Origin of the sequence: Roseomonas marmotae (assembly GCF_017654485.1) — a bacterium.
GTDB classification, from domain to species: Bacteria; Pseudomonadota; Alphaproteobacteria; order Acetobacterales; family Acetobacteraceae; genus Pseudoroseomonas; species Pseudoroseomonas marmotae.
In genome coordinates, this window is record NZ_CP061091.1 from 3,349,903 (window position 1) to 3,362,423 (window position 12,521).

General features: G+C 74.4%; 10 protein-coding genes. 7 read left to right on the plus strand and 3 right to left on the minus strand.

Annotated features, from left to right (window positions below; all coding sequences use genetic code 11):
• Positions 1-4: 4 nt before the first annotated feature.
• Genes IAI58_RS23325 through IAI58_RS15835 form a run of 3 tightly spaced genes read right to left on the minus strand, consistent with a single transcriptional unit; the run spans position 5 to position 6,272 of the window.
• On the minus strand, positions 5-2,863 hold the full coding sequence (locus IAI58_RS23325; RefSeq protein WP_207444908.1) for an ATP-binding cassette domain-containing protein: 2,859 nt from the start codon (positions 2,861-2,863) through the stop codon (positions 5-7).
• Positions 2,860-5,001, minus strand: a complete 2,142-nt coding sequence (locus IAI58_RS15830; RefSeq protein WP_207444907.1) for an NHLP family bacteriocin export ABC transporter peptidase/permease/ATPase subunit — start codon at positions 4,999-5,001, stop codon at positions 2,860-2,862. The genes IAI58_RS23325 and IAI58_RS15830 overlap by 4 nt, the downstream gene beginning before the upstream one ends.
• Positions 5,001-6,272 carry an NHLP bacteriocin system secretion protein gene (locus IAI58_RS15835; RefSeq protein WP_207444906.1) on the minus strand — a complete coding sequence of 424 codons (1,272 nt, stop codon included), beginning with the start codon at positions 6,270-6,272 and terminating at the stop codon, positions 5,001-5,003. The genes IAI58_RS15830 and IAI58_RS15835 overlap by 1 nt, the downstream gene beginning before the upstream one ends.
• A gap of 266 nt (positions 6,273-6,538) precedes the next feature.
• Here IAI58_RS15835 and IAI58_RS15840 point away from each other — a divergent pair, with 266 nt between their 5' ends.
• From IAI58_RS15840 to IAI58_RS15870, 7 genes are read left to right on the plus strand one after another with little or no spacing between them, the layout of a single operon-like run.
• Positions 6,539-8,116 (plus strand): methyl-accepting chemotaxis protein, encoded by a 1,578-nt coding sequence (locus IAI58_RS15840; protein ID WP_207444905.1) that lies wholly within the window; start codon positions 6,539-6,541, stop codon positions 8,114-8,116.
• The gene (locus IAI58_RS15845) at positions 8,100-8,516 is read left to right on the plus strand and encodes an ATP-binding protein (protein ID WP_207444904.1); all 417 of its coding nucleotides are present in this window, start codon (positions 8,100-8,102) and stop codon (positions 8,514-8,516) included. The genes IAI58_RS15840 and IAI58_RS15845 overlap by 17 nt, the downstream gene beginning before the upstream one ends.
• Before the next feature lie 30 nt (positions 8,517-8,546).
• A complete protein-coding gene (locus IAI58_RS15850; protein ID WP_207444903.1) occupies positions 8,547-8,876 on the plus strand; it encodes an STAS domain-containing protein in 330 nt (109 codons plus the stop codon).
• A 7-nt stretch (positions 8,877-8,883) separates the two neighbouring features.
• Positions 8,884-9,681 carry a CheR family methyltransferase gene (locus tag IAI58_RS15855; protein WP_207444902.1) on the plus strand — a complete coding sequence of 266 codons (798 nt, stop codon included), beginning with the start codon at positions 8,884-8,886 and terminating at the stop codon, positions 9,679-9,681.
• Complete coding sequence (locus tag IAI58_RS15860) at positions 9,681-10,796, plus strand: chemotaxis protein CheW (RefSeq protein WP_207444901.1); 1,116 nt, start codon at positions 9,681-9,683, stop codon at positions 10,794-10,796. The genes IAI58_RS15855 and IAI58_RS15860 overlap by 1 nt, the downstream gene beginning before the upstream one ends.
• A complete protein-coding gene (locus tag IAI58_RS15865) occupies positions 10,793-11,830 on the plus strand; it encodes a chemotaxis protein CheB (RefSeq protein ID WP_207444900.1) in 1,038 nt (345 codons plus the stop codon). Before IAI58_RS15860 ends, IAI58_RS15865 begins: the two co-directional genes overlap by 4 nt.
• 4 nt (positions 11,831-11,834) lie before the next feature.
• Entirely contained in the window at positions 11,835-12,518 is a 684-nt protein-coding gene (locus tag IAI58_RS15870; protein WP_207444899.1) for a response regulator, read from the plus strand.
• Positions 12,519-12,521 lie beyond the last annotated feature (3 nt).

Consider the following 12,521-nt stretch of genomic DNA (forward strand, 5'->3'; position numbering starts at 1 on the left):
CGCCTCAGCCGGCGGCGACCATCCTGGCGAAGGCGCCGCCCTTCGCCACCAGCGCGTCGTAGGGGCCGCTCTCCACGACCCGCCCGTTCTCGAGATACAGGATGCGATCGGCATCGCGGATGGTGGAAAGGCGGTGCGCGATGACGATGCGCGTGGCCGGCAGGCGGGCCAGCGCAGCCGTCACCGCAGCCTCGGTCGCCGTGTCCAGCGCGCTGGTGGCCTCATCCAGCAGCAGGATGGCCGGACGCTGCGCCAGCGCGCGGGCGATCAGCAGGCGCTGCACCTGCCCGCCGGAGAGCGTACGGCTGGCATCCGTCAACAGCGTGTGCAGGCCCATGGGCATGGCCATGACATCCCTGGCCAGGGCCGCTTCCTCCAGCGCCTGCCGGACCTCCTGCTCGCTGGCGCCGGACAGGCCGCGCACCGCGTCCAGGATGCTGCCGGGCGCCACCCGGCCATGCTGCAGGACCGTGCCCACCTGCTGCCGCAGCACCGAGGGGTCCAGGCTCCGCAGGTCGTGCCCGTCATAGAAGACACTGCCGGCCAGCGGCACTTCCAGCCCCAGCAGCAGCCGCAGCAGCGTGGTCTTGCCGCTGCCGGAGCGACCGGTGATGGCGACGAACTCACCCGGCGCCACCTTCAGCGAGAGGCCGGTGAGGATATCCCCCTCCCCGCCCTCGTAGCCGAAGCGCAGCCCCGTCACCTCGATGGCGCCGGAAAGCCGGCCCGGATCGGTGCGGCCGGCGGCGGGCTCGGGCGTCAGTTGCAGCAGGGGCCTGGCGAACTTCCAGGACGGCAGCTGCATGCCCGCCGCCAGCACCGCCCGCGCCAGCGCGCCTGCCGCGCTGGCATGCAGCCCGTAGGCCGAGAGAAAGGCCACCATATCGGCCAGGCTGGTGCGCGGCAGGCCATCCTCGCCCGCGCCATCCAGCAGGGCCAGGATGGCAGAGATCGCCGCCACCCCCAGCACCTGCCACAGCGCCAGCCAGCTTTCATGCAGATAGCCCACCCCCCGCGCCCGCACGCTGCGGGCACGCATGGCGGCGAAGCGGTCGGCCCAGCGGCGCAGCGCCCGGCCCTCGGCCCCCGCCAGCCGCAACTTGGCGATGCCGGTGATGAACTGGAACACCAGGCTGTCCGCCATGCCTTCCAGCGCCTCGCCATCCGCGAAGGCACGCGCCTGCCGCCATGCGGCGAAAAGCGCCACCAGCAGCACCAGCAGCGCCATGCCCAGCGCGGCGCCGGCCGCCGCCGGATGGCGCAGCAGCATGACGGCGGCGGAGGAGAGCAGCATGGCCCCCCCGCCTGCCAGCATCACCGCGAAGCCCCGCGCCGCCGCCGGCACCGCCGCCAGCGCATCGGCGCGCAGCGCGAGATCCGCCACCGTGAAGCGGTGCACCAGCCGCAGCGGCAGGCGCAGCAACCGGTCCCATATCGCGGCCTGCATGGCGCCGGCAGCGCGGGCTTCCACACGCTGCCGCGCCACCTCCATGGCCAGCCGCACCGCATAGCCCACCCCCGCCACCAGCCCCAGCGCGACGCCCAGTTGCACCAGCGCGCCGGACAGGCCCGCCGGGATCAGCAGGGAAAAGGCCAGTCCCGTGGCCAGCGGCACGAGCTGCCCCAGCAGCGCGCCGGCCAGCAGCGCGGCCACGATGGTCAGCTGGTCCGCCGCCGCGCCGCGCAGGCCGAAGCCCAGCAGCCTGCCCAGTGTCACCGGGCCATCCGGCAGCGGCGCCACCAGCAGTTCGGCCATGGGCTCCAGCATCGCCGCCACCGCCGGAGTCACGGGCTGGCCGCCCTCCAGCGGGTCCAGCAGCCGGTAGCCGCCGGGTCCCGGCAGCAGCGCCACCACGCGGCCGCCGCGCCGACCCAGCAACGGCCCCATCTCCCGCCCCCACCAGGCACCTTCCAGCCGCACGGGGCGCAGCCGGATGCCCGAGGCGCGGGCGATCTCATCCGTGCCGGGCAGCCGGTCCATATCGGCCTCCCGCAGCCGGGGCGGGCGGCGCAGGGTCAGCCCGGCGGCGCGCGCGACCAGCGACATGGCCTGGAACAGCCCGTCATCCGCCGTGGTGCCCGCAGCCTCACGCTCCGGCGGCGGCGGGTCGCCCAGGATCTTCGCCATGCGGGCGCGGGTCTCGGCCTCGGCGGCCTCCTCCAGCTCGGCACGGGCGCGCAGGCGGTTGGCCTCATCGGCCTCGGCCAGGCCGCGGATCAGCGGCATCGCTTCCAGGCAGGCGGCGGTCAGCGCGCGCAGGGCCTCCAGCCAGCCCGGCCGCGCCATGGCGGCCGTGGCGTCCAGCCCGCGCAGCCGCACCGGGGTTTCCGCCACCAGCCAGGCATGAGGCGGCAACGGCAGCAGCGCCGGCACCGGCACCATGCCGAACAGCGCCGCCTCTCCCTCCTCGACCGCAGCCCAGAGCCCGCCGGCCATGCCGCCGGCCCTGGCACCCTCCGGCACCGGAGCCTCCGACCCCGGGCGCAACGTCACATCCAGCGCCGGGCGCGGCCCCAGCGCGCGGCCGAGCCCGGAAGCCAGCAGCGCCGCCCAGCCCTCGGCCATCAGCGCCAGCCCATCGGCCCCCAGCCCCGCCAGGGCGGCGGGGTCCAGCGGCATCAGCTCCGTCCCCGCCATGCCCGTGGCGATCAGCGCCTCGATGGGTTCCTCATCCTCCGGCAGTCCGGCACCCAGCAGCAACCCGCCGGGGCCGACGGCACCCAGGCTCCAGCGCAGCCCGCTGGCGGTGGTGGCGAAGACCTGCGCCTCACCCCGCAGCACCATCCAGGCACCATCCCCGGCATGCAGCGCCAGCGGCTGCCCCGGTGGCAGGGGGCGGGTGCGGCGGGGATCGGCGTTCATGCCGCCGCCTGCAACAACCGGCGGTAGGGTCCGGGCTGCGCCGCCAGTGCGGCGGGCGCCCCCTGCTGCACGATGCGACCGCCCTCCAGCACGATGATCTCGTCGCAATCCCGCACGGCCGAGGGCCGGTGCGCCACCACCACCATGGTGCAGCCCCGGCGCCGCAGATTGGCCAGCACCTCGGCCTCCGTCACCGGGTCCAGCGCCGCCGTCGCCTCGTCCAGCAGCAGGATGCGCGGGTCCTGCGCCAGGGCGCGGGCCATTTCCAGCCGCGCGCGCTGACCGCCCGAGAGATTGCGTCCCTCCTCCGCCACGCGCGCTCCATAGCCGCCGCGCGCCATGATATCGGAATGGATGGCGGCGTCGCGTGCCGCCGCCTGCAAACGCTCATCCGGGAGCGTGGCATCCCAGAGGCCCAGATTGTCCCGCATCGTGCCGTCGAAAAGCACGAGGTTCTGGTCCACCACCGCCACCGAGCCGCGCAGCGCCGCGCGCGGGATCTCGTCCAGCGGGCGCCCGTCGATCCGCACCGTGCCGCTCCAGGGGCGGTGCAGCCCGGCGATCAGCCCGGCCAGGGTGGATTTGCCGCAGCCGGAGGCGCCGACGATGCCGAGGCGCCCGCCCACCGGCACCGTCAGGGAGATCCCGTCCAGCAGCGGCGGCGCCAGTGGCGAATGGCCGAAGCGGATGTCCTCCAGTCCGATCCGCCCTTCCAGGCGGCGGATGGGGCCGCTGCCGCCGGCGGCGGCGAATTCAGGCGCCTGCGGGTGGCGCAGCGTATCGTCCAGCAGGCCCAGATAGGCGCGGGCATCCTGGATCTGCGCGCCCAGCGCGGTCAGTTGCTGCACCGGCACGGCGAAGCCCAGCATCAGTCCCTGGAAGGCCACCAGCGCGCCCACCGTCATCTCGCCGGCCGTGACGCGCAGACCGCCCAGCACCAGCACGGCGGCGGCGCTGAGGACGCCGATGGCGGCGGGCAGGGAATCCGTCAGCGCCCGGCGCATCGCCAGCCCCTGCCGCAGGTTCAGGATGCGGGCCTGCCGGCCCATCATGCGCCGCAGCAACAGCACCTCGCTGCCGGAGGCCTTGTAGGCGTCCAGCATCTGCAGGCCCTGCCGGGCCTCGCCATTGGAAAGGCCGGTCTCCACCAGCAGGCGGTGGTTGTCATCCGCCAGCCGGCGGCTGAGGACACGCAGCGCCAGCAGGTTGATGGCGGATAGCCCCAGCACCACCAGGGCCAGCAGCCCGTCATAGGCCGCCATGGCCGCGAGATAGACGGCGGCGCCGATCATCGCCAGCAGGACGCGGCCGATATCGCCCGCCAGCAGTGCCGCCAGCCGGTCGTTCAGTAGCACGCGGCTCGCGATGTCGCCGGAGTGGCGCTGCGCGAAGAAGGTGACGGGCAGCCGCAGCACATGCCGCAGGAAGCGGTTGGCGCCACCCACGGCCAGATAGGTCTCCAGCCGCAGCAGCACGCGCAGTTGCAGCCAGGTCAGGCCGGCCATCAGCGCGGCCAGCCCTGCCATGGCCATCAGCAGCCCCGGCAGCCAGGACTGCAACTGCGCCACCAGCACCTGGTCGATGAAGACCTGGGAGGCCGCCGGCAGCAGCAGCCCCGGCACCAGCAGCAGCAGGCTGACGCCCAGCAGGAACCAGAAGCCCGGCCAGGCGCCGTCCAGCCGCGCCGCCAGCGCGCGCCGCAGGCTGGGCGCGCTGCCGGCGGGGCGGAAGTCAGGCCCCGGCTTCAGGCTGAGCACGATGCCCGTGAACTGCCGGGCGAATTCGGCGCCGTCCACACGGCGCGGCCCGCGCGCAGGGTCGTTGATGAACCACTGGTCGCCGCCACCGCCTTCCAGCACGACGAAATGGTCCATGCCCCAGTGCAGGATGGCCGGCAGCGCCATGCCGCCCAGCGCCTCCGGTTCCGCCCGGAAGGCCTGCACCTCCATCCCCAGCTGCCGCGCGGCGCGGGTGATATGGCTGGCCCGGCTGCCGTCGCGGGAGACGCCGCAGCGGATGCGCAGATCCTCCAGCGGCAGCCAGAGCCCGTGATGCGCCAGCACGATGCCCAGCGCCGCGGCGCCGCATTCGGTGGCCTCCATCTGCAGGATGGTGGGCGTGCGGAGGCGGCGCGGCATCAGGGCTCGTCGGAGAGCCAGCGCTGCAGGGCCGGGACGGCCAGGGCCACCAGCCGCATCCGCCGCACCGTCACCGCCGTCTCCGCCAGCGTGCCGCTGTCGATGCCGAAGCCCGGCCCCCGGCCGGAGGACCAGGCGAGGCCCTGCGGCCCCGCCGGGTCGGGCTGCAGGCGGATGCGTACCTCGAAGGGCGTGCCCAGCGCCTGGGTGAAGCCGCGCGCCAGCTGGTCGTTCTGCAGGGTGCGCAGCATGCCCGCGCTGCTGGCGGCGGTATCCGCCACCCATTCCACCTCGCCCCGGATGAAGCCGTGCTCCTCCCGCCGCGTGGTGGAGGGGGAGACCTCGGCCGCCATGCCCGGGCGCAGTTTCTTGCCATCCTCGGCGCTGACATAGACCAGTGCCAGCGGCACTTCCGGCTGCCCCTCCTCGCCGCGCGAGAGGGTGAGCAGGGGCGCGCCGCGCGTCACCGCCTGCCCCACCGCCGCCTTCATCTCCACCACCCGCCCGGCATAGGGGGAGAGCACGGTGCCCACCCGCTCCAGCCGCTCCCGCAGCGAGAGGACGGCGCGGCGGGCCTCGGCCGCCTTCTGCTCGGCGGCCAGTTGTTCCCGCTCCCGCTGCGTGCGCTTGATGGCGGCGTCCAGCGTCAGGGAACGGCGCTCGTTGCGCATCTGCTCGACCTGCTCGCGCGCCGTGAAGAGATCGACGCGGGCGGAGAGGGCGCGGTCGCGCGAGACGAGGTTCTGCCCGGCCAGCTGGCGCATCACCGCCTCCCGCTCGGCGGTCAGGCGGATGCGTTCCCCGGCGGCCTCCAGGCTCTGGCCCAGCGCGGCATCGCGCGCGGCGCGCCAGGCCTCGGCGACGGCGGCATCGCGCTCATGGAAGCGGGCCAGTTCCTGCCGCGCCGTCTCGGCATCGGCCAACTCGCCCTCGGCGGCGCGCAGTTGCAGGCGCAGGTCGCTCTGGTCGATCACCGCCACCGGGTGCCCGGGCCAGACGCGGTCTCCCGGCTGCACCAGCAGCCGCTCCACCCGCCCCTCTCCATCCGCGAAGAGATCGGTGACGCCGGCGGGGGCCAGCAGGATACCGCGGCCATGCACCTTCACCGGCACATCCACCTGCGTGGCCCAGCCGATCCCGCCCAGCAGCCCCAGCAGCAGCAGCCCGCCCGCCAGCAGGTGGCGCGGCCGCAGCACGGTCAGCGGTTCGTCGGTTTCCTGGGTGCCGGAGGCACTGGCGATCGCCTGGGGGCGGAAGAGAGGCGACGTCAAAGGCTACTCCGGTCAGCGGGCGGATCATTCCTCATCCGGCCCGGAATGCCCAGGGGTGATGATCCTCACCGTGGCGGATGCGGCCGGGGCGTGGTGTCAGGGCCACGTCCGGGCCGCTTGCGGCTGCTGTACAGCGCAGGCTAGGCTCCTTTCATTCTGCAAGGCGACCAGGCTGCGTGCCCGAAGACATGTCTCATCATGCCGCCCAGGCGGCCGGGTCGGCGGAGGCCGCCGCAACAGCCCGAAGCGGCCACAGACGGGAGCGCATGCGCCGGTGGAGCGGCCGCATCGCCACCCGTGCCGCCGGCATCCTGCTGCTGATGCTGCTGGTGCTGGGGGTGCTGGGCGGCGGCTCCGCCATGATCGACCGGCGGCAGGCGCAGATCATCGACGACCTCGCCATCCGCCAGCGTGGCCAGACGGAGGCGGTGGACGACTTCGCCACCAGCCTCTTCTCCTATACCGGGCTGTTGACCAGCGTGGTGCTGGGGGAGCTGCGGCCCAATGTCGCCGCCCGCCGCGTGCCGCGCCAGGTCGAGCTGATGACGCAGTTCCACGACCAGCTCGTGGAACGCACCGGCGCGCTGCTGGACCCGATCCTGCTGAGCACGACACGGGACATGATGAGCCGCATGCCGGTGCTGGGGCAGCAGATGCAGCAGGCCTTCGCGGAGGATGACCGCGCGCGCCTGAAGGTGCTGAGCGAAAGCTGGCGCACCAATGCCGTCACCTTCAACAGCCTGGTGCGGGAGGCGCGCCGCGCGGTGCAGGAGGAAGCCGACCGCAAGCTGGCGGAGGCGCGCCGGCTGGCGGATCAGAGCCAGTGGATGACGCTGGGCGGCCTCGCGCTCGGGCTGGTCGGGCTGCTGCTGACCTGGCTGGTGCTGGTGCGGCTGACCGCCCGCCCGCTCTCCGCCCTGGCGCGGGCGATGGAGGGCCTCTCACGCGGGCAGGCCGATGTCGCAGTGCCCGGCGCCACGCGTGGCGACCAGGTGGGGGACATGGCGCGGGCCGTGCTGGTCTTCCGCGAGAACCTGGTGAACAGCCGCCGCCTGGGCGAGCAGGCGCTGGACGGCGCGCGCCGCACGGCCGTCGCCACGCACCAGGCCTCGGACGCCATCGGCCAGATTTCCGAAGGTGCCATGACGCAGCTTTCGGAACTGCGGCAGGTGGCCGATGCGCTGGGCCAGACCAGCGAGGCGATCCGCGCCGTCAGCCACATCACCCAGGGTTCACGCGACCAGACCGGGGCGGCGCAGCGGCTGCTGGCCGAGAGCCTTCGCAAGCTGGCGGCGCTCCTGGAGGTGGTGGAGGCGGTGGGCGAGGATACCGCGCGCGTCACGCGCATCGCCGCCACCATCGGCAAGGTGGCGACGCAGACGAATATCCTGGCCATCAATGCCGCCATCGAGGCCGCGCGCGCGGGCGAGCATGGGCGCGGGCTGGCGGTGGTGGCGGAGGAAGTGCGGGCGCTGGCGGTGAATACCGAGGCGCTGGCACAGGAAATCGGCGATGTGGTGCTGCAGGCCGGCGCGCGCGCGCGCGAGGGCGGGCAGAGCGCCAGCGCCGTCGGCGGCGCGATGGATGAGCTGGAGCGGCTGGTGGCGGAAAGCGCGCGCCTCTCCGGCGCCACCGCCATCGCCATGGAACAGCAGCAGTCCACCATCGCCTCCATCGCCGAGCGGGTGGAGGTGCTGACGCGCATCGGCCAGTCCAACGCCACCGCCGCCGAGGAAATCACCGTGACCATGATCGATCTCTCCCGCCTCGCCGCCGAGACGCGCGCGGCGGTGGAGCATGTGACGGCGGAGCAGCGGGAAGACGGACATGCCGGAAGCGCTTGAGCTGCGCCTGCCCCCGACGCCCGAGGCGGTGGGAGAGCTGATGGACCGGCTGGAAGCCTGGGCAGAGGAGGCGGAGCTGCCGCCCCGCCTGACCAGCCACCTGATGCTGGTCTGCGAGGAACTGGCGGCGAATATCGCCGGGCATGGTGCCGCCGCCGGCGCGGGCTTCATGGCCTTCTCGCTGCGGCAGGATGGCGAGGGGCTGCGGGTGGTGATCGAGGATGACGGGCCGGAATTCGACCCGCTCTCCGCGCCCGTGCCCGACACCGCGGCGCCGATGGATGACCGCGAGCCCGGCGGGCTTGGCCTGCATCTGGTGCGCCGCCTGGCGAGCACGGTTTGCTATGCGCGGGCGGATGGCCGTAACCGCGTCAGCCTGACGCTGGGCGCGCCGGGCTGACGCGTATCGAATTCGAGAAGGGGGACAGGCATGCAGGTGATGGATTCCGGCGTCGAGGGACTGAGGCTGGCGGCGCTGGAAGGACGGCTGGACACCGCCACGGCGCCGCAGATTGAACAGGCGGTGCTGCCGCTGATGGATGGCAAGGGCCTGGTGCTGGACATGTCGGCCGTGCGCTTCGTCAGTAGCGCCGGGCTGCGCGTGCTGCTGAAGCTGGCCAAGGCCGCTAAGTCGGGCAAGCGCGGCTTCGCCGTCTGCGGGTTGCAGCCGACGGTGCAGGAGGTCTTCGAGATCGGCGGCTTCCTGCAGATCATCCCAATCTTCCCCAGCCGCGGCGAGGCCATCTCGGCCCTCGGCTGACCTAGCCATGCCTGCCGTCGCCCCCGCCGGCCCGCCGCCGGAGACGCCGCCGGACATAGCGGGGGTGATGGCGGCGCTTGGCCAGCTGCTGGGCCTCGCGCCCTCCGCCGTGCTGCGGGGACGCCTGGCGCGGTCGGCGGCGCTGCTGCCGGCGCTGCGGCACCGCCCGCCCGCGATCGACGACCCTGCCTGGGCCAGGTTGATCGATGCCGTGACCGTGCCGGAGACGCGCCTCTTCCGTCACCCGGCGCTGCTGGAAAGCTTGGCGGAGACCGTGCTGCCGGTACTGGGCGCGCAGGCGGCCAGCCGGCCGCTGCAACTGGTCTCCGCCGGCTGCGCCACGGGCGAGGAAGCCTATAGCCTGGGCATGCTGACGCTGGGCGCAGGACTGCCGGCGCGGGTGCTGGGGCTGGATATTGCCCGCCCCGGCCTGGCCGCCGCCGAGGCCCCCTGTTGGCCGCCCGGCCCACCGGACCCGGCGCGGGACGTGCCGCCGCGCTACCGCCCGTTGCTGGAGCGGTCGGGCGGCGCCCTGCGCCCCTGCCCCGCCTTGCGGCAGGCGCTGCGCTTCCGGCGCGCCAATCTGCTCGACCCGCTGCCATTGCGGGATGCGGACCTGATCCTCTGCCGCAACGTGCTGATCTACATGCTGCCGGAAGCCCGCACGGCGGTGGTGGCCGGGCTGGTGGCGGCGTTGCGGCCCGGCGGCGCGCTGGTGCTGGGTGCCACTGACTCACCGCCACCCGGCCTGGGGCTGGAGCCCTGGCAGCCCGGTTCCACCGCCATCTGGCGCAGAAAATCTTGATGAGCGCGGGCACTGAACCGCTGGATGGGCTGATGGTGGCGGGGCAGGTCTTCCGCCTGCCACCCGGTGCCCGCGCGGTTCCGCCCCCTACCCCGCGCCCGCTGCCCGGCGCGCCCCCTGAAATGCTGGGCGTGGCGCTGCTGGAAGGACGGCTGCTGCCGGCCTGGGCGGGCGAGGCCGCGCCCATGGCCTGGGTGCTGCTGAAAGACGGGCTGATCGGCGGCAGCGGCTTCCATCCCGCCCCGCCAGGGGCGCCGCTGCTGCGCCTGCCGGAGGCGCCACCCCTTCCGCCCCCCGCGCCAGCCGCGGCCGCCGCGCCACCGCCGCCCCCCTCCCTTCCGCCACCCCCATCGATCGTGGTGCTGCGGCTCAGCGGCGCCACGATGGGCCTGCCCATGGCCGCCCTGCGATGCATCCGCGCCTGGCCGGAGCAGATCCTGCCCGTGCCCGGCAGCCCGCCCGGCCTGCTGGGCTACGCCACCACGCCCGATGGCCCGGCCCTGCTGCTGGAAGCCGGCTGGTGCTACGGCGTGGCGAATCCCGGGCCGCCCAGCCATCTGGCCCTGCTGCGGCACCAGGGGCGGCAACTCGGCCTGCCCTGCCAGGGCGCCGCTCCGGGCCAGGCCGCGCCGCTGCTGCCCCGGCTGGACGGCACGCCCGAAGGCGCCCGCATCCTCGCCCTGGCGCCCTGCCCCGCCGAGGCCCCGCCCCCCATACGGCAACCGCGCCGCCCCCTGCTGCTCTGCAAGGCTGGCAGCACACCCTTCTGCCTGCCGATGGAGGAGATCGTGGCCGTCATTCCACCGCAGCGCCTGCTGCCGCTGCCGCCCGGCACCACCCCCGGCATGGTGGGTGCCTGCGCGCATCGCGGCGCGGTGCTGCCGGTGCTGGATGCGGGATGGCGGCTGGGCCACGGCCGGCTGCCCCCGGCGCCGCCGCTGCTGCACCTGGCTGGTGATACTCCCTGGGCCCTGGCCGTGGCCGAGGTGCTGGGCCTGCGCCAGGTGCCGGAAGCCGGGATCTTCCCTGTCACCGGAGATCCGCTGGTGGCCGGCTTGGCATCCATCGAGGGCCAGCCGGTCCCCCTCTGCCGCGCCGCCGGCTTCATCGCATGACCGTCCCCGCCCGCATCCTGGTGGTGGATGACAGCGCCTTCATGCGGCTGGCGCTGCGCCGGATCATCGAACGGGATGCCGATCTGCGCGTCGTGGGGGAAGCCGCCGACGGGCTGGCCGCCATCGGCGCCGCCGCCAGCCTGCGGCCCGACCTGGTGGTGATGGACCTCGCCATGCCCGGCATGGACGGGATCGAGGCAACGCGGCGTATCATGGCCCTGCCCGCGCCGCCCGCCGTGGTGATGGTCAGCGCCCATACCCGGCAAGGCTCGGCCGAGGCGCTGCGGGCGCTGGAAGAAGGCGCGGTGGACTATCTCTGGAAGGATTCCGACCTCGGCGGCCCCGACCTCGCGCGCCTGGACAGCGAATTGCGCCCGCTGCTGCGCCACTGGGCCATCCAGCGCGGCAGCCTGCCCATGGCGGCGTCCCCACCCGCCCCCAGCGGCCCGATTACCATCTCGAAACCACCCGAAGTGGTGGTGGTCGGCGCCTCCACCGGCGGGCCGGAAGCGCTGGCCGGCTTCCTGGAAGGCTGCGGCCCGCTGCCGCTGCCCTGCGTGGTGGCGCAGCACATGCCGGCGGGCCTGGCGCCGGAACTGGCGGCCTCCCTCGGGCGGCGCCTGGGGCGTGCGGTGGTAGTGGCCGCCGACGGGCTGGCGCTGGCGCCGGGCATGGTGGCGCTCCTGCCCGGCGGCCATGACGGCGCGCTGGTCCGCCGCCCCACCGGGCTGGCGCTGCGGCTGCTGGCCTCCGCCTCGCCGGCACATCCCTCGGTGGATGTGCTGTTCCGCTCGGCGGCCGCCGTGGCGCAGGGCGCGCTGGGGGTGGTGCTGACGGGCATGGGGCGGGACGGCGTGGCCGGCGCCGCCGCCATGGCTGCGCGCGGCATGCCCATCCTCGCCCAGTCGCCGGCCAGTTGCGTGGTGGGCGGCATGCCCGGCGCGGTGATTCAGGCCGGGCTGGCCAGCCAGGTCGCCCCGCCCCGGGCGCTGGGTGCCGGGGTGGCGGGCCTGCTGTCTTCCATGCCACGCTGAAGCCATGACCCCCGCGCCGATCGACCGCGAGCTGCTGGACGCCTTCATCCCGGAATTCACCGAGGGGCTGGCGCGGCTGACGGCCGCCGACGGCGCCCCGGCCGCGGGGCGCGTGCTGGACGGGTTGCGCGCCATGGCCTCGGCCATGGGGCTGACACCGCTGGAACCAGGGCTGGAGGCCGCCGCCGCCGCCGCCGATCCCTTCGATGCCCCGGCGCTGCGGGCCGCAGCCGGCCGGCTGCGGCAGGCGCTGAACCAACTGGCCGAACCCGCCGCGCCCGCCCCGGTCACGGTGCTGGTGGTGGATGATTCCCCCACCATGCGCCGCATCATCCGCGGCATCCTGGCCGGCGATGCGGATTTCGCCGTGGTGGCCGAGGCCGCCGATGGCGTGGAGGCCCTGGCCGCCCTGCGCGAGCACGACCCGGCGCTGATCCTGCTGGACCTGGAAATGCCGGTGCTGGATGGCTTCGGCTTCCTGCGCCACTGGGCGCTGTCGGGGCGTGGCCCGGTGGTCGTGGTATCCTCCGCCGTCCCGCCGGGGTCGCAGCAGGCGCTTGCGCTGCGGCGGCTGGGCGTGGCCGCCGTGGTGGGCAAGCCGACCGGCGCCCTCTCCTTCGACCTTGCGGACAAGCGGGGGGCCGCCGTGCTGGCGGCCGCCCGCCGCGCCGCCGGGCTGGCGGCCTGACGC